The sequence below is a fragment of the Streptomyces sp. NPDC104831 genome (assembly GCF_055583025.1).
In genome coordinates this window covers 45,900-61,690 of the sequence record NZ_JBVJOT010000016.1, presented here as the reverse complement: position 1 = coordinate 61,690, position 15,791 = coordinate 45,900, and the positions used below count along the sequence as shown (strand labels likewise).

Here is a 15,791-nt window from a genome sequence, read left to right as displayed (position 1 = left end):
TACGAAGAGCCCGTGGGCCGTCAGGCGAGATACGCCGGGGCCGACACGGGCAGGGTAAATCGGAACTCGGCTCCGCCGCGGTGGGCGCGGCCGACCGTGATGGTGCCGCCGTGGGCCTCCACGATGCCCTTGACGATGTACAGCCCGAGTCCGGTGCCGCCCCGCTTGCTGCCCCGCCAGAAGCGGGTGAAGACGCGGTTCATGGACTCCTCCGGGATGCCGGGGCCTTCGTCGCTCACCGTGACCGATGTGCCGGTTTCCTCGCCCTCGCGCGGGGACGCCGAGGGTGTGACGTCAATGGTGACGGTTCCCTCGCCGTGCCGCACGGCATTTTCGATGAGGTTGCTGAGCACCTGGTCGATCTTGTCGGGGTCGGCCCACAGGTCGGGCAGCGGCTGTTCGATGCGGAGCAGGAAGCGCTCGGCGGGCTGGCCGGCGGCCACATAGGCCTGGATGTGCCGGGAGACGGCGGCCCCGATGTCGACGGGCTGGCGGCGGACCTCCAGGCGCCCGGAGTCGATGCGGGAGATGTCCAGCAGTTCGGCGATGAGCCGGGTGACCCGGTCGGCGTCGGCGTCGACGGTCTCCAGCATGAGCCGCTTCTGGTCGTCGGTGAAGCGTTCCCACTTGGCGAGCAGGGTGGCGGTGAAGCCCTTCACGGAGGTCAGCGGGGAGCGCAGTTCGTGGGCGACGGTGGCGATCAGCTCGGCGTGGCTGCGCTCGGTACGGCGGCGGGCCTCGGTGTCCCGGAGGGCGACGACGACGGACCTGACCGGCCCCAGCGGTTCGTCCCGTGCGTAGCGGGCCGAGACCAGCACCTCCCGGCCGCCCGGCAGCAGCAGGTTGCGTTCCGGCTGCCGGACGCGGATGGCGAGTCCGCCGTAGGGGTCGGTGAGCTGCCACCAGCGGCGTCCCTCCAGGTCCTCTAAGGGCAGCGCCTTCTCCAGCGGCTGCCCGAGGGCGTCGGCGGGCCGTACCCCGGTGATGCGCGCGGCGGCGGCGTTGAAGCAGGTCACGCGGCCGTTCTCATCGGCGATGACCAGGCCGTCGGGCAGCTGTTCCGGGTCGAGGCCCCGGTGTCCGCCCGGCCCGGGCACGGATGTGTCCCGCGCGTCCCGTCCCTCCGGCCCGGCGCTCGTGCCGGCCACACTCATCCCCGTACCCCACCTCTCGAACGGCGCAGGGCCCCGCGCTGGTCACCCTACTAGCTCTGGGTGACGGAGCGGCACCCTCCGGAGGCGCGCTGGGCGCGGGCCGACGCGTAGAGGCATACGGCGGCGGCCGTGGCGAGGTTCAGGCTCTCGGCCCTGCCGTGGATCGGGACGCGTACGACGGCGTCGGCGAGGGCGCGGGTCTCCTCGGGCAGTCCCCAGGCCTCGTTGCCGAACACCCAGGCGGTGGGGCCGCCCATGGTGCCCTTGTCCAGTTCCTCGTCGAGGTCGCGGTCGCCGGCGCCGTCGGCGGCGAGGACGCGCACGCCGGCCTCCTTGAGGCCGGCCACGGCCCGCTCGACGGGCACGCCCACGGCGACGGGCAGGTGGAAGTGGGAGCCGACGGAGGCCCGGACGGCCTTCGGGTTGTACAGGTCGACGGAGGCGTCGGTGAGGATCACGGCCTCCGCGCCGGCGGCGTCGGCGCAGCGCAGCACGGTGCCGGCGTTGCCGGGGTCGCGCACGTGGGCGAGGACGGCGACCAGCTTCGGCCGGGCGGCGAGGATGTCCTCGAAGGGGGTGTCCAGGAACCGGCAGACGCCGACCAGGCCCTGCGGGGTGACGGTGGTGGAGATCTCGGCGATGACCTCCTCGGAGGCCAGGTGCACCCGGGCGCCGGCCTCGCGGGCCTCGCCGACGATGTCGGCGTACCGCTCCGCCGCCTCGACGGTGGCGAACAGTTCCACGAGCGTCGCGCCGCCGTCGGCTCCCCGGTGCCCGGCGCCCTCCCGCACGGCCTGCGGCCCCTCCGCGAGGAAGAGCCGGTCCTTCCCCCGGAAGTTCCGCTTGGCAAGCCGCCGGGCAGCAGAGACACGCGCGGACCGGGGGGAGATCAGCTCGGGGCTGACGGGGGGCATGTTGTTCTTCACCTTCGGATGAGTTCTCTTGCTCTTTCCACGCGAGGTGGCTGCGGCGCCCCGTGAGGGGCGCGGGGAACTGCGCGGCAAGCCCCCGCCGGCGGGCAGCCGGACGACTGCCCGGTGGCGTCAACAACAGGACCCGCAAGCTATGCAGCCTGCGGGTCCCGGAGTGAACGTCGGCTAGAGCCAGCGCGGCGTCACGCGGCCTTCGGCGCGTTGACGTCCGACGGCAGCGCCTTCTGCGCGACCTCGACGAGCGCCGCGAAGGCGTTCGCGTCGTTCACGGCCAGCTCGGCCAGGATCTTGCGGTCGACCTCGACGTTCGCGGCCTTCAGACCCTGGATGAAGCGGTTGTAGGTGATGCCGTTGGCGCGGGCAGCGGCGTTGATGCGCTGGATCCACAGCTGACGGAAGTCGCCCTTGCGCTTCTTGCGGTCGTTGTAGTTGTAGACCAGCGAGTGGGTGACCTGCTCCTTGGCCTTGCGGTACAGGCGCGAACGCTGACCGCGGTAGCCGGAGGCCTGCTCCAGGATCGCCCGGCGCTTCTTGTGGGCGTTGACTGCCCGCTTGACGCGTGCCACTTGTTAACTCCTTGTAGCGGGGTCGTGGGGGTCCTCACACGACCCGGAAACGATTCGGTCCCGGTCCCGACGCGCGGCGCTCGCAGAGCGCCGCCGCGTCACTTGCCGAGAAGCTTCTTGATCTTCGCGGCGTCGCCCGGGGCCATCTCGGCGTTGCCGGTGAGGCGACGCGTGACGCGGGACGACTTGTGCTCGAGCAGGTGGCGCTTGCCGGCGCGCTCGCGGAGCACCTTGCCGGAGCCGGTGACCTTGAAGCGCTTGCTGGCACCGCTGTGCGACTTGTTCTTCGGCATAGCGCCGTTATCTCCTCGTCGGTGGCGCTCCGGTGCCCGGTCGTGGAAACCGGGCACGGTGGAGCGTCGCTCTCTTCTATCGGTTACATCCTCGGGGACGTACGGGATGCACATCCCCCGGGGATCACGCCTCGGCCGGCTCCTCGGACGGCGCCTCGGCCTCGGCAGGGTTCTGCGACTTGCCGGGGTTCGCCTTCGCGTCGGCCTTGCGGGCCTCCTGCGCCTGACGGGCCTCGGCCATCGCCTCGGTCTTCTTCTTGTGCGGACCGAGGACCATGATCATGTTGCGGCCGTCCTGCTTCGGGTTCGACTCCACGAAACCGAGGTCCTGGACGTCCTCCGCGAGCCGCTGCAGCAGTCGGTAGCCCAGCTCGGGGCGGGACTGCTCACGGCCACGGAACATGATCGTGATCTTGACCTTGTCGCCCTGCTTGAGGAACCGGACGACGTGACCCTTCTTGGTGTCATAGTCGTGCGGGTCGATCTTCGGCCGGAGCTTCATCTCCTTGATGACCGTGTGCGCCTGGTTCTTGCGCGCCTCACGGGCCTTCATGGCCGACTCGTACTTGAACTTCCCGTAGTCCATGAGCTTGCACACGGGCGGACGGGCGTTCGCCGCGACCTCGACCAGGTCCAGGTCGTACTCCTGCGCAAGCTCCAGTGCCTTCGCGAGCGGCACGATGCCGACCTGCTCGCCACTGGGACCGACAAGTCGCACCTCGGGAACGCGAATCCGGTCGTTGATGCGGGGCTCGGCGCTGATGGATCCTCCTCGGTAGCACCACGCGACGGTCTGGCGGACAGCCGCGTAACGTCTGTGTTCGTTAGACCTAACCGCGCCGAAGCAACAAAAATGCCCCGGACGATCACATGCGGGGCTCCAACACTTCCGGAGCACCGCCGCGATGTCGCGGGGCGCGCTTTCGGGCGACTCCATCGCCCGTACGGAACGATGGCGGTCGCCTGACCGGACCCGCCGTCCCGGGGGACGGAGCAGGTGGGAGATCGGAGCCTCCACTTGTGGGCCGAACACGCAGGTGTCCGGCCGGTCGTTTCCCCCAGACTACAGGGTTGACACAGAGGGTGCCAAACCGTGCGCACGGGCCGTGCGGGGCGGGCTCCCCCGGGCCGGGGCGCGCCCGCCGGGGCCTATCGTGTGGGGCATGAGTGACACCCCTCCTGAGTCCCCCGACTTCGACGCGATGACCCGGGACATCGCCGAGGTCCCCGCCGTCGAGGTGATCGTGACGGTCGCCGTCAACCTGATGAGCGCCGCTGCCGTGAAGCTCGGGCTGAGCGAGGAGGGCGAGAAGTTCAAGGACCTGGACGAGGCCCGCAAGCTGATCACCGCGCTCGCCGGCCTGCTGGACGCGAGCACGACCGAGGTCAGCTCCTTCCACGCGGCCCCGCTGCGCGACGGGCTGAAGTCCCTCCAGCTGGCGTTCCGCGAGGCGTCGGTCGTCCCGGACGAGCCGGGCCAGGGGCCGGGCGAGAAGTACACCGGCCCGGTCTACGGCTGACCCGCCCCTTCTCCCTACGGGGTCTGTTCCTTCACGTACAAGGGCTCGCCCGGAGGCGTGGTCCCGGCCGGCAGCAGTGCCAGGTCGAGGCCGCGCACCAGGCGGGCCCGCAGTGTCTCGTCGGCGGCGAGCCGCCCGGCGACCGCGCGGGCGGCCTCGGCGGGCGGCACGGCCGGGTCCAGGACGAGGGCGAGGGTGCCGTCGGCCCGCCCGGGCCCGAGGTGGGCGCGCAGCACGGCGGGCTCGGCCGCCACCGCCGTGCGGACGGCCGTCACCACGGCCGGGTCGGCGAGCGGGTCGGTGCTGGTGCGGCCCTCGGCGAGGGCGAGCAGCGCCGGGCCGGTCAGCTCGAACGGCACGGGCCCGGCGAGGTCCAGCACGATCGTGTCGGCCTTCTCGTGCGCGGCGGCCTGGAGCGCCTGGTGCAGGGGCACGGCGACCGGGCGGGCCCCGGGGTCCCAGCGGGCGAGGGAGTCGGTGGAGGTGAAGGCGGGCAGCGCGGTGCGGTCGCCGGCCTTCAGGGTGGGTACGGCCATGTCGCTGGTCTTCTCGCGGCGCAGCCCGTTCTCGTCCTCCTCGACCTCGCCGAGCACGGCGACGACGGGGACCAGCAGGCGGGCGCCCCGGAGCGCCTCCAGGACGGGCCCGAGGGCGTCGCGGTCCTCGGCCCAGGCGGCGAGCGCGGCGCTCAGCCGGGGATCGGCGGAGCCGTCGTCGTCGGAGAAGCCGGGGTCGGGAATGTTCTTGTTCGCCACGGTCACCGACCCTATAGCGGACCGTGCGGGGGGAGGCCGCCGGGCCGGTGGCGGCGGACGGGAGCGCTGCCGCCGGACCTCGGCACGGGTACCCGCGGACCGTGCGGTGGCGGCCGTCCCGGCCACGGTGCGGGCCTTCCCCGGCCTCCCGCCGCGCGGCCGGCCCGGCGCCGGACGGCCTGCGCGGGGGCGCTTCGGCGCGCTACCCGGAGATCGGGTGCGGCGCCGGGTGGCGGGGCCTCACAGCGGCCGCCCGCGGGTGCGCCACAGGATCACCCCGGCCACCAGGAGCACCGCGCCCGCGCCGCCGGCCAGCGGGGCGGCCCAGTCGGCGGTGCCGGGGCCGGGCCTCGGGGCGTCCGGGCCGGGGCCGAAGTACTCCTCGCCGTAGGACGCGGCGCGCAGGTGGCGCGGCCGCAGGCGGTCCGCGGACTTCAGGGCGGCCGCCGGGTCGATCATGCCGAAGCCCCGGGAGTCGTCGCGGCCGCCGGCCGGGGCGTCCCGCGCGGTGTCCTCCAGCAGCTTCTTGATCTGGGCGGGGGCCAGCTCCGGGTGGACGGAGCGGATCAGGGCCGCCGCCCCGGAGACGAAGGCGGAGGCGGCGCTGGTGCCCCAGCCCGCGTAGTACTTGTGGTCGGGGTCGGCGATGACGACGTCTACGCCGGGCGCGCTGACGGCCGCGTACCAGCGGCGGGTGGAGAAGGCGGCGCGGACGCCGTACTCGTCCACGGCGGTGGCGGCGATGACGCCCGGGTAGGCGGCGGGGTAGGAGACGTGGTCGCCCTTGTCGCCGCCGTTGCCCGCGGAGGCGACGACGACGACGCCCTTGCCGAGGGCGTACTGCACGGCCTCGTCCTCGCCGGGTTCGGGGTGGGCCGAGCTGGAGTCGTCGCCGAGGGAGAGGTTGATGACGTCGGCGCCGTGGTCGGCGGCCCACCGGATGCCGTCGGCGAGGGCGGTGCCGCGGGTGGTGCGGGCCTTGGCGCGGGCCGGGTCGCCGTCCTCCAGGATCACGCGGACCGGCAGGATCCGCGCCTCGGGGGCCACGCCGAGGACGCCGTCCCCGGCGCCGGGGCCGTGGCCGTGCCCGGCGATGATGCCGGCCATGGCGGTGCCGTGCCGGGCCCAGAGGCGGTCGCCGGGCCCGGCGCCGAAGCCGATCATGTCCTTGGCGGGCAGGACGTTCCCGGTGAGGTCGGGATGGTCGGCCTCCACGCCGGTGTCCAGGACGGCGACGGTGACGCCCCGGCCCTTGGTGGTCTGCCACGCCTCGTCCAGGTGGAGCGCGGACAGCGCCCACTGCTGGGCGCGCAGGCCGTCGGCGTGGGCCGGGGCGGCGGGCAGCAGGGCGAGGGAGCCGGTGAGCAGCAGGCTCGCCGCGGTGGCGAGGGCCCTCGGCCGGCCGCCGGTCGATCGGGTCATGCGGGCTTCTCCGTGGCCGTGCCGACGGTCTTGCGCAGCCGTCGTTCGATGCGGTCGGCCAGGCCCTTGGCCTCGTTGCCGAGGCCGGCCTGGGCCGGTGCGGTGGCGGCGCCGGCCCGGACGGCGTCGGCGGCGGGCTGGGGCGCGTCGACGACCCGGCCGTCGGCCCAGCCGGAGACGGCGTAGGCCACGACGGGGGCGTCGGTGAGGACGGAGAGGGTCCAGGAGGCGCGCTGCCGGTCGCCGAAGCCGGCGGCGGCCGTGCCGGCGGCGGCGTACGGCCGGGGCATCAGGTCGGCGCGCCGGTCCAGGCGCTCGTCGCGGAAGCGGGCGGCGAGCGCGGCCATGGCGGCGGGGTCGGCCGTGGTGAACAGCAGGCCGACGGTGGTGACGTGGCTCTGGGTGGCGTCGGTGTAGGTGGCGCGCAGCAGCCGCCGGCAGCCGGCCGGGGCGAGCGCCCGGGCCAGCAGCGGGTCGAAGGCGTGGGCGCAGCCGCCGTCCGGGGCCACGGCGATCCGGGTCCAGGTGCGGTCGGCTCCGCCGGGACCGGCGCCGGTGCCCTGGACGGTGGGCGGGAAGAGCCGGTCCACGGGCACGCTGTGCCACAGCGCGCCGGCGGTGCTGTAGGCGGTGCGGGCGGCGTCGTCCCCGCCGCCCCCGGTGAGCCGGCTCCCGACGGCGGCGCCGCCGACGAGGCCGAGTCCGAGCACGAGACAGGTGGCGGCCGCGGCGGTCCGCGGCCCCACGCGGGGGCGCGTGCGCGCGCCGGACAGTTCCGGTTCCGCGAACGACACGACGGGCCGGCCGGCCGGCGCGGCGCTCCGGAGGCGGCCCGGGCCGCTCCCGCCGGCCGCCGGCGGGTCCCAGGTGCGGGCCCCGGCCCCCGGCTGCCCGGCGGCCGGCCCGGCACCGGAGGCGGGGGGAACGGGCCGCAGCCGCGTGGTCGTCTCGGCCGGCACCTCGGTCGGCGCACCCTGCCGGGACGCCCCACCGGGTCCGGCCGGGTGCCCCTGACGGGCCAGGGAGGCGGGAGCCGCACCGGGCCGGGACCGGGCGGCGCTCCCGGCCACACTCGGCGGCACGTCGGGAAAGCGCGCCGACGCCGGAGGAGCCCCGTCAGGGACACCCTGCCGGGATACCCCGCCGGATCCGGCCGGGTCCACCGGAGCCGCGACCGGGTGCCGGGAGGCGGGAGCCGCACCCGGCCGGGACCGGGCGCCGCTCCCGGCCACACTCGGCGGCACGTCGGGAAAGCGCGCCGACGCCGGAGGAGCCCCGTCAGGGACACCCTGCCGGGATGCCCCACCGGATCCGGCCGGAGCCGCGGCCGGGTGCCCCTGACCGGCCACAGGGGCGGGAGCCGCACCCGGCCGGGGCCGGGCGGCGCTCCCGGCCACGCTCGGCGGCACGTCGGGAAAGCGCGCCGACGCCGGAGGAGCCCCGTCAGGCACACCCTGCCGGGATACCCCGCCGGATCCGGCCGGGTCCACCGGAGCCGCGACCGGGTGCCGGGAGGCGGGAGCCGCACCCGGCCGGGACCGGGCGCCGCTCCCGGCCACACTCGGCGGCACGTCGGGAAAGCGCGCCGACGCCGGGGGCGGGGGCGGGCTCACCGGGTCGGGGGGCTCGGGCACCGCCGGGGGGCGCGGGGGCCGTACGGCGCGCGGGGTGAAGACCGACGGCTCGTCGTCGGGGTCGTCGGCCGGGAGCGGGGCCGGGGCGCCGGCGGGGCGGGGCGGGGCCGCGGTGGGCGGTACGGGGGTGTGCCGCGCCTCCGTGCTCATGCACCCCCCGTTTCCTCGTGCCCGGGCCGTCTCCTCGTCCACGGGCCGTCCGTCGCCCGGCCGCGCCCGGCGCGCAGGATTCCTCCCGGGCACGCATACCCGTACGGCCGGGCGGGCATCCCGGTTCACCTGGTGCGCCGGGCGCGGTCCGCCGTACGTGCGCGTCACTCTACGGCTTGTCGGGGGCCGGGACGGAACCGGTCCGCGCGCCCGGGGCATCTGCCCGGAACGTCCCCCTACCCTGCGGTAATCCTCTCTGGCAGGCTTCCGCCATGACTGCGCCTGCCGCCGCCAGGGCCCGTTACGACCGGGCCACCGCCCATCTCGACGCCCCTCTCGCGATCGTGGACCTGGACGCGTTCGACGCCAACGCGGACGACCTGCTGCGCCGGGCCGGGGGCAAGCCCGTGCGGGTCGCCAGCAAGTCGGTGCGCTGCCGGGCCCTGCTGGAACGGGTGCTGGCCCGGGAGGGGTTCCGGGGCGTCATGTCGTTCACCCTGGCCGAGTCGCTGTGGCTCGCGCGGTCGGGGTTCGATGACGTCCTGCTGGCCTATCCGTCCGCCGACCGGGCCGGGTTCGCCGAGCTGGCCGCCGATCCCAAGCTCGCCGGCGCCGTCACCGTGATGGTCGACGACCCGGCGCACCTGGATCTCATCGACGCCGCCCGTGACGGCGGGCGGGAAGTCGTGCGGGTCTGCCTGGAGTTGGACACCTCGCTGAGGCTGCTCGGCGGGCGGGTGCGGATCGGCGCCCGGCGCTCGCCGCTGCGCTCCCCCGCCCAACTCGCCGAACTGGCCCGCTCGGTGGCCCGGCGGCCGGGCTTCCGGCTGGTGGGGATTATGGCGTACGAGGGGCACGTCGCCGGGGTCGGGGACGCGGTCGCGGGCCGGCCGGTGCGGTCCCGGGCGATCCGGCTGATGCAGGCCGCGGCCCGGCGCGAGCTGGCCGAGCGGCGCGCGGCGGTCGTCCGGGCGGTGCGGGCCGTCGTCCCGGACCTGGAGTTCGTGAACGGCGGCGGCACCGGCAGCGTACAGCACACCGCGGCGGAGGACGCGGTCACCGAGATCGCCGCCGGTTCGGGGCTGTACGTGCCGCGCCTGTTCGACAACTACACCTCCTTCACCGGCCGCCCGGCCGCCCTGTTCGCGCAGCCGGTGGTGCGGCGGCCCGGCGTCGGCGTGGTCACGGTGCTGGGCGGCGGCTATCCGGCCTCCGGCGTCGCCGGGCCGGACCGGCTGCCGGTGCCGTATCTGCCCGAGGGGCTGCGCTACGACCCGCAGGAGGGCCCCGGGGAGGTGCAGACCCCGCTGCTCGGCTCGCCCGCCGACGACCTGCTCATCGGCGACAAGGTGTGGTTCCGGCACGCCAAGGCGGGCGAGCTGTGCGAGCGGTTCGAGGCCCTGCACCTGATCGAGGGCGACGCGGTGACCGCGACCGTGCCGACCTACCGGGGCGAGGGGCACGCGTTCCTGTGAGGCCCCCTACAGGGGGGTGACGTAGGCGCCGGTGAGACCGCCGTCCACCAGGAAGTCGGTGGCGTTGACGAAGGAGGAGTCGTCGCTGGCGAGGAAGGCGACGGCGGCGGCGATCTCCTCGGCCTCGGCGAACCGGCCGGCTGGGATGTGCACCAGGCGGCGTGCGGCGCGCTCGGGGTCCTTGGCGAACAGCTCCTGGAGCAGCGGGGTGTTGACCGGGCCGGGGCACAGCGCGTTCACCCGGATGCCCTCGCGGGCGAACTGCACGCCCAGTTCGCGGGACATGGCGAGGACCCCGCCCTTGGACGCGGTGTAGGAGATCTGCGAGGTGGCGGCGCCCATCCGGGCCACGAAGGACGCGGTGTTGATGATGGAGCCCCTGCCCTGGCGCCGCATGTAGGGGATGGCGGCCTTGCAGCACAGGTACACGGAGGTGAGGTTGACCTCCTGGACGCGCTTCCACGCCTCCAGGCCGGTTTCCAGGATGGAGTCGTCGTCGGGCGGGGAGATGCCGGCGTTGTTGAAGGCGATGTCCACGCTGCCGTAGGTGTCGTACGCCGCCTCGAACAGCGCCTCGACCTGCCCGGGGTCGGTGACGTCGGTGGGGACGAAGAGTCCGCCGGTCTCGTCGGCGGCGGCCTTGCCGCGGGTCTGGTCGACGTCCGCGCAGACGACGTGGGCGCCCTCGGCGGCGAGACGGCGGGCGGTGGCGAGTCCGATGCCGCTGCCGGCTCCGGTCACGACGGCGGTACGGCCGACCAGGCGGCGGCAGACAGGGGTGTCGGTCACAGTGCGGGGCCCTCCGTGCTGATGAAGACGTTCTTGGTCTCGGTGAAGGAGGTCAGGGCGTCGGGGCCGAGTTCGCGGCCGAGGCCGGACTGCTTGAAGCCGCCGAACGGGGTCCAGTAGCGGACGCTGGAGTGGGAGTTCACGGACAGGTTGCCCGCGCGGACGGCCCGGGAGACGCGCAGGGCGCGGCCCACGTCCCGGGTCCAGATCGACCCGGACAGGCCGTAGGGGGTGTCGTTGGCGAGGCGGACGGCGTCCTGCTCGTCGGTGAAGGGCAGCAGGACGGCGACGGGTCCGAAGATCTCCTCGCGGGCCGCCCGGCTGTCGTGCCGCTCGCCGGTGAGCACGGTCGGCGGGAACCAGAAGCCGGGGCCGTCGGGGGCGCTGCCGCGCAGGGCCGGGGCGCCGTCGGGGACGTAGGACCGTACGCGTTCCCGTTGCCGTGCCGAGATCAGCGGGCCCATCTGCGTCTTCTCGTCGGCCGGGTCGCCGACGACCACGGCGGCCAGCGCGTCGGCGAGCAGGTCCAGGGCCTCCTCCAGCACGCTCCGCTGGACCAGGACTCGGGTGCGGGCGCAGCAGTCCTGGCCGGCGTTGTCGAGGAAGGAGAAGGGGTCGAGGGCGGCGGTGAGGTCGGCGTCTGCGAAGACGATGCTGGGGCTCTTGCCGCCGAGTTCGAGGGTGACGGGTTTGACCCGGCGGGCGCAGCGCTCCATGACCTCGCGTCCGGTGGGGGTGGAGCCGGTGAACACGATCTTGGCGATGTCCGGGTGGTCCACCAGGGCGCGGCCGGCGGTGGTGCCGTAGCCGGGCAGGACCTGGAAGGCGTGTTCGGGCAGGCCCGCCTCCAGGGCCAGGTCGGCGAGGCGGAGCGCGGTGAGCGGGGTGGTCTCGGCGGGCTTGAGGACGACCGTGTTGCCCGCGGCGAGCGCCGGGAAGGAGCCCCAGGCGGCGATCGGCATGGGGAAGTTCCAGGGGGCGATCACGCCGACCACGCCCAGGGGTTCGTGGAAGGTGACGTCCCAGCCGCCGGGCGCCGGGATCTGGCTGCCGAGCAGGCGTTCGGCGCCGCCGGCCGCGTACAGCAGCAGGTCGCGGGCGTTGCCGGCCTCCCAGCGGGCGTTGCCGAGGGTGTGGCCGGCCTCGCGGACCTCCAGCCGGGCGAGTTCCTCGGTGTGGGCGTCGACCACGTCCGCGAAGCGGCGCAGCAGCCGGGCCCGGTCGGCGGGGGCGAGGGCGGCCCAGGCCCGCTGGGCCCGTACGGCCCGTGCGACGGCGGCGGCGACGTCCTCCTCGCTCGCGGCGGGGACGGTGGCGACGGTCTCCTCGGTGGCGGGGTTGAGGACGGTCAGCTCGTTCGGATCGGACACGGGGCGACCTTTCACAGGCGTTCGAAGGAGCGGCGCAGCTCCCAGTCGGTGACCGCGGCGTCGAAGGCGTCCAGTTCGACGCGCGCCATGTTGCGGTAGTGCGCGACCACCTCGTCGCCGAAGGCGGCCCGGGCGATCTCGCTGTTCTCCCACAGCTCGGCGGCCTCCCGCAGGGTGGACGGGACGTGCTCGTACCCGGCGGTGTAGGCGTTCCCGGCGCAGGGCTCGGGCAGTTCGAGTTCCCGCTCGACGCCGTGGAGCCCGGCCGCGACCAGGCCGGCGACGGCGAGGTGGGGGTTGACGTCACCGCCGGGGAGGCGGTTCTCGAAGCGCAGGGAGCGGCCGTGGCCGACCACGCGCAGGGCGCAGGTGCGGTTGTCGTGGCCCCAGGCGACGGCGGTGGGCGCGAAGGAGCCGGGTTGGAACCGCTTGTAGGAGTTGATGTTCGGGGCGTACAGGAGGCTGAAGTCGCGCAGGGCGGCGAGCTGTCCGGCGAGGAAGTGCCGCATCAGGTCGGACATGCCGTCGGGTCCCGCCATGGCGTTGCGGCCGTCGGCGTCGGCGAGCGAGAGGTGGATGTGGCAGGAGTTGCCCTCGCGGTCGTTGTACTTGGCCATGAAGGTGAGCGACACGCCCTCCTGGGCGGCGATCTCCTTGGCGCCGGTCTTGTACAGGGCGTGCTGGTCGCAGGTGCGCAGGGCCTCGGTGTAGCGGAAGGCGATCTCGTGCTGGCCGGGGTTGCACTCGCCCTTGGCGGACTCCACGGTGAGGCCGGCGCCGGCCATGTCGTTGCGCAGCCGGCGCAGCAGGGGTTCGACGCGGCCGGTGCCGAGGATGGAGTAGTCGACGTTGTACTGGTTGGCGGGGGTCAGGCCGCGGTAGCCCGCGTCCCAGGCCGCTTCGTAGCTGTCCTTGAAGACGATGAACTCCAGCTCGGTGCCGACCTGGGCGGTGTAGCCGAGGGCGGCGAGCCGCTCCAGCTGGCGGCGCAGGATCTGGCGGGGCGCGACGGTGACCGGGCTGCCGTCGTCCCGGGCGAGGTCGGCGAGGAGCAGGGCGGTGCCGGGGTGCCAGGGGACGCGGCGCAGCGTGGCGGGGTCGGGGCGCATGGCGAAGTCGCCGTAGCCGCGCTCCCAGGAGGACATCGCGTAGCCGTCGACGGTGTTCATCTCGGGGTCGACCGCGAGCAGGTAGTCGCAGCCCTCGGCGCCGTGGTGCAGGACCTCGTCGAGGAAGAAGCGGGCGGCGAACCGCTTTCCCTGGAGCCTTCCCTGCATGTCGGGGAAGGCCAGGACGACGGTGTCGATCTCGCCGCTCGCGACGAGGACGTGCAGCTCCTCGACGCTGAGCGGGGCGGTGCGGTCTGCCACGGGAGAGCCTCCTTCGGCGCCATCGCGCTTTCTCGGCCGAGCCGGGAGCCATAAGGTATTGCCGAGGACCAATGGTTGGGAAGGGGGCGCTGCGCATGGCGCGGGACGGGGGGCCGGGCGGGCCCGAGGACCGGCTCGCCTCGGTGCTGCGGCCGGTGCGGGCGGGCAACGGCTTCGAGGAGGCGCTGGAGCAGATACTCCAGGTCGTCCGGCTGGGCCTGGTGCCCGGCGGCGGGCGGCTGCCGGCCGAGCGGGAGCTGGCGGAGCGGCTCGGGATCAGCCGGGTGACGCTGCGCGAGGTGCTGAAGGTGCTCCAGGACCAGGGGCTGGTGCGGGCGCGGCGCGGGCGGTACGGCGGGACGTTCGTGCTGCCGCGCCCGGACGCGGGCGGCGAGGACGAGCTGCGCCGCCGGGTGGCGGGGGTGGACCTCGAGGACGTGCTGCGCTTCCGGGAGGTGCTGGAGGTGGGCGCGGCCGGGCTGTGCGCGGCGCACGGGCTGGACGGGGAGCGCGCGGCGCGGCTGCGGCAGGCGCTGGAGGGCACCCACGAGGCCCCGCTCGCGGACTACCGGCGGGCCGACACGCTGCTCCACCTGACGCTGGCCGAGCTGTGCGGCTCGCCGTCGCTGGCCGCGCGGTACGCGGCGGTCCGGGCCGCGGTCAACGACCTGCTGGACTGCATCCCGCTGCTGGTGCGCAACCTGGAGCACTCCCAGCGGCAGCACACCGCGCTGGTGGAGGCGGTGCTGGAGGGGGACGCGGACGGGGCCCGGGAGATGATGCGCGAGCACTGCGCGGGCACGGCGGCCCTGCTGCGGGGTTTCCTGGCCTGAACGGGTAGACAAAGGTTCGAATGGCAACCTTTGCAGGAGGCGCTCTTGAAGCGGGCGCCGCGACAGAGCACCGTGGGGACGAGGACCGCCGGGTTCCCGGGGAGGGCAGCATGACGGCACGGCCGCTGATCGGCGTGAGCACGTATCTGGAGTCCGGCGCGCGCTGGGGGGTGTGGGAGCTGGAGGCGGCGCTGGTGCCGGTCGCGTATCCGCGGCTGGTGCAGCGGGCCGGCGGGCTGGCGTTCCTGCTGCCGCCGGACGCGCCGGAGCGGGCCGCCGCGGCGGTGGCCCGGCTGGACGGACTGGTCATCGCGGGCGGCCCGGACGTCGACCCGGCCCGGTACGGCGCCGAGCGCTCCCCGCACACCGGGCCGCCCGCACCCGAACGGGACGCCTGGGAGCTGGCGCTGATCGAGGCCGCGCTGGCGGCGGGCCTGCCCCTGCTCGGCATCTGCCGGGGCATGCAGCTGCTGAACGTCGCCCTGGGCGGCACGCTGGTCCAGCACCTGGACGGGCACGTGGAGACGGTCGGCGTGTTCGGCGGGCACCCGGTGAAGCCGGTACCGGGGACGCTGTACGGCGGGATCGTCCCGGAGGAGCTGACCGTGCCGACGCACCACCACCAGGCGGTGGAGCGGCTCGGCGCCGGGCTGGTGCCGTCGGCCTACGCGGCGGACGGCACCGTGGAGGCCGTGGAGCTGCCCGCGGACCGGGGCTGGGTGCTCGGCGTGCAGTGGCACCCCGAGCAGGGCGAGGACCTGCGGGTCGTGCGCGCCCTGATCACAGCCGCGTCCTGAGCCGGGCGGGGGCGCCGTCGCCCTGGGCGCACGGGACGCACGGGGCGTTGCCCGGGACCGGCCGGTGGTTTCGCGCGACCTGCCGGGCCGGGGGCGCGGGGTCACGTCGTGGGGCCTGTCGTCGTGTGCCGGGGCGCGGGGTGGTGGGGTTGACGTGGTGGGCCGGGCCCGGATGGCCGTGGCCGGGCGCGCGGCTCCCGGCGTCCCTCGGGGCGCATCGCCGACGGCTATCGGCGCGGGTGCGTCGCAGCCGAGCACGCGGCCTCATGCAGCCCTGCGGGGGCGCGCCGTCGTCGTCGCCGCGGGTGCGTCGGGGCCGGGCGCGCCGCCGTTTGCCGACGCGGGTGCGTCGCAGCCGAGCACGCAACCCCACGCGCCCCTCCGGGCGCACCGCCGTCGCCGCCGCAGGAGCCCCGGACCGGGCGCGCGGCTCCCCGCGGCCCTCCAGGCACCACCGCCGGTTGCCGACGCGGGTGCGACGTGGCCGAGCACACCGCCCCACGCGACCCTCCGGGCGCACCGCCGTCGCCGCCGCGGGAGCGCCGGACCGGGCGCGCGGCTCCCCGCGGCCCTCCAGGCACCACCGCCGGTTGCCGACGCGGGTGCGACGTGGCCGGGCGCACCGCCCCACGCGACCCTCCGGGCGCACCGCCGTCGCCGCCGCAGGAGCCCCGGACCGGGCGCGCGGCTCCCCGCGGCCCTCCAGGCACCACCGCCGGTTGCCGACGCGG

At 75.2% G+C, this 15,791-nt stretch carries 15 protein-coding genes; 4 read left to right on the top strand and 11 right to left on the bottom strand.

The window, feature by feature from the left end:
- Nucleotides 1-20 precede the first annotated feature (20 nt).
- The 5 genes from ACZ63H_RS13735 to infC all read right to left on the bottom strand — a co-directional run bounded on the left by ACZ63H_RS13735 (nucleotide 21) and on the right by infC (nucleotide 3,708).
- Nucleotides 21-1,154, bottom strand: coding sequence for a sensor histidine kinase (locus ACZ63H_RS13735; protein ID WP_469864543.1), 1,134 nt, complete (start codon nucleotides 1,152-1,154; stop codon nucleotides 21-23).
- Between the two features lie 50 nt (nucleotides 1,155-1,204).
- The gene (locus ACZ63H_RS13730) at nucleotides 1,205-2,068 is read right to left on the bottom strand and encodes a TrmH family RNA methyltransferase (protein WP_469864541.1); all 864 of its coding nucleotides are present in this window, start codon (nucleotides 2,066-2,068) and stop codon (nucleotides 1,205-1,207) included.
- A 200-nt stretch (nucleotides 2,069-2,268) separates the two neighbouring features.
- Nucleotides 2,269-2,652 carry a 50S ribosomal protein L20 gene (rplT, locus tag ACZ63H_RS13725; RefSeq protein ID WP_006141703.1) on the bottom strand — a complete coding sequence of 128 codons (384 nt, stop codon included), beginning with the start codon at nucleotides 2,650-2,652 and terminating at the stop codon, nucleotides 2,269-2,271.
- A gap of 98 nt (nucleotides 2,653-2,750) precedes the next feature.
- Complete coding sequence (gene rpmI, locus ACZ63H_RS13720) at nucleotides 2,751-2,945, bottom strand: 50S ribosomal protein L35 (RefSeq protein ID WP_004933563.1); 195 nt, start codon at nucleotides 2,943-2,945, stop codon at nucleotides 2,751-2,753.
- A gap of 124 nt (nucleotides 2,946-3,069) precedes the next feature.
- Nucleotides 3,070-3,708, bottom strand: coding sequence for a translation initiation factor IF-3 (infC, locus tag ACZ63H_RS13715; RefSeq protein ID WP_106981816.1), 639 nt, complete (start codon nucleotides 3,706-3,708; stop codon nucleotides 3,070-3,072).
- 400 nt (nucleotides 3,709-4,108) lie between these two features.
- Here infC and ACZ63H_RS13710 point away from each other — a divergent pair, with 400 nt between their 5' ends.
- Entirely contained in the window at nucleotides 4,109-4,465 is a 357-nt protein-coding gene (locus tag ACZ63H_RS13710; protein WP_467935787.1) for a DUF1844 domain-containing protein, read from the top strand.
- A gap of 14 nt (nucleotides 4,466-4,479) precedes the next feature.
- Here the strand turns inward: ACZ63H_RS13710 and ACZ63H_RS13705 are convergent, their stop codons facing one another.
- The 3 genes from ACZ63H_RS13705 to ACZ63H_RS13695 form a co-directional block, all read right to left on the bottom strand.
- The gene (locus ACZ63H_RS13705) at nucleotides 4,480-5,220 is read right to left on the bottom strand and encodes an SseB family protein (RefSeq protein WP_469864538.1); all 741 of its coding nucleotides are present in this window, start codon (nucleotides 5,218-5,220) and stop codon (nucleotides 4,480-4,482) included.
- A 240-nt stretch (nucleotides 5,221-5,460) separates the two neighbouring features.
- The gene (mycP, locus tag ACZ63H_RS13700; protein ID WP_469864536.1) at nucleotides 5,461-6,642 is read right to left on the bottom strand and encodes a type VII secretion-associated serine protease mycosin; all 1,182 of its coding nucleotides are present in this window, start codon (nucleotides 6,640-6,642) and stop codon (nucleotides 5,461-5,463) included.
- The gene (locus ACZ63H_RS13695; RefSeq protein ID WP_469864534.1) at nucleotides 6,639-7,388 is read right to left on the bottom strand and encodes a hypothetical protein; all 750 of its coding nucleotides are present in this window, start codon (nucleotides 7,386-7,388) and stop codon (nucleotides 6,639-6,641) included. The genes mycP and ACZ63H_RS13695 overlap by 4 nt, the downstream gene beginning before the upstream one ends.
- Before the next feature lie 1,310 nt (nucleotides 7,389-8,698).
- Here ACZ63H_RS13695 and ACZ63H_RS13690 point away from each other — a divergent pair.
- Complete coding sequence (locus ACZ63H_RS13690; RefSeq protein ID WP_469864532.1) at nucleotides 8,699-9,901, top strand: amino acid deaminase/aldolase; 1,203 nt, start codon at nucleotides 8,699-8,701, stop codon at nucleotides 9,899-9,901.
- A gap of 6 nt (nucleotides 9,902-9,907) precedes the next feature.
- Here the strand turns inward: ACZ63H_RS13690 and ACZ63H_RS13685 are convergent, their stop codons facing one another.
- Genes ACZ63H_RS13685 through ACZ63H_RS13675 form a run of 3 tightly spaced genes read right to left on the bottom strand, consistent with a single transcriptional unit; the run spans nucleotide 9,908 to nucleotide 13,430 of the window.
- Nucleotides 9,908-10,690 (bottom strand): 3-oxoacyl-ACP reductase, encoded by a 783-nt coding sequence (locus ACZ63H_RS13685; RefSeq protein WP_469864530.1) that lies wholly within the window; start codon nucleotides 10,688-10,690, stop codon nucleotides 9,908-9,910.
- Nucleotides 10,687-12,060, bottom strand: coding sequence for an aldehyde dehydrogenase family protein (locus ACZ63H_RS13680; RefSeq protein WP_469864528.1), 1,374 nt, complete (start codon nucleotides 12,058-12,060; stop codon nucleotides 10,687-10,689). The genes ACZ63H_RS13685 and ACZ63H_RS13680 overlap by 4 nt, the downstream gene beginning before the upstream one ends.
- Nucleotides 12,061-12,071: 11 nt before the next feature.
- Nucleotides 12,072-13,430, bottom strand: coding sequence for a glutamine synthetase family protein (locus tag ACZ63H_RS13675; protein ID WP_469864526.1), 1,359 nt, complete (start codon nucleotides 13,428-13,430; stop codon nucleotides 12,072-12,074).
- Nucleotides 13,431-13,525: 95 nt separating this feature from the next.
- Here ACZ63H_RS13675 and ACZ63H_RS13670 point away from each other — a divergent pair, with 95 nt between their 5' ends.
- Together ACZ63H_RS13670 and ACZ63H_RS13665 are read left to right on the top strand one after the other, a co-directional pair.
- A complete protein-coding gene (locus ACZ63H_RS13670; RefSeq protein WP_469864524.1) occupies nucleotides 13,526-14,263 on the top strand; it encodes a FadR/GntR family transcriptional regulator in 738 nt (245 codons plus the stop codon).
- Between the two features lie 110 nt (nucleotides 14,264-14,373).
- Nucleotides 14,374-15,060: a gamma-glutamyl-gamma-aminobutyrate hydrolase family protein gene (locus ACZ63H_RS13665; RefSeq protein WP_469864522.1), complete on the top strand. Its 687-nt coding sequence runs from the start codon at nucleotides 14,374-14,376 to the stop codon at nucleotides 15,058-15,060.
- Nucleotides 15,061-15,791 lie beyond the last annotated feature (731 nt).

Excerpts from the sequence above, each read along its gene's own strand:
- ACZ63H_RS13735 (WP_469864543.1), bottom strand. The coding sequence starts at position 1,154 with ATGAGTGTGGCCGGCACGAGCGCCGGGCCGGAGGGACGGGACGCGCGG.
- ACZ63H_RS13730 (WP_469864541.1), bottom strand. The coding sequence starts at position 2,068 with ATGCCCCCCGTCAGCCCCGAGCTGATCTCCCCCCGGTCCGCGCGTGTC.
- rpmI (WP_004933563.1), bottom strand. The coding sequence starts at position 2,945 with ATGCCGAAGAACAAGTCGCACAGCGGTGCCAGCAAGCGCTTCAAGGTC.
- ACZ63H_RS13710 (WP_467935787.1), top strand. The coding sequence starts at position 4,109 with ATGAGTGACACCCCTCCTGAGTCCCCCGACTTCGACGCGATGACCCGG.
- mycP (WP_469864536.1), bottom strand. The coding sequence starts at position 6,642 with ATGACCCGATCGACCGGCGGCCGGCCGAGGGCCCTCGCCACCGCGGCG.
- ACZ63H_RS13690 (WP_469864532.1), top strand. The coding sequence starts at position 8,699 with ATGACTGCGCCTGCCGCCGCCAGGGCCCGTTACGACCGGGCCACCGCC.
- ACZ63H_RS13670 (WP_469864524.1), top strand. The coding sequence starts at position 13,526 with ATGGCGCGGGACGGGGGGCCGGGCGGGCCCGAGGACCGGCTCGCCTCG.
- ACZ63H_RS13665 (WP_469864522.1), top strand. The coding sequence starts at position 14,374 with ATGACGGCACGGCCGCTGATCGGCGTGAGCACGTATCTGGAGTCCGGC.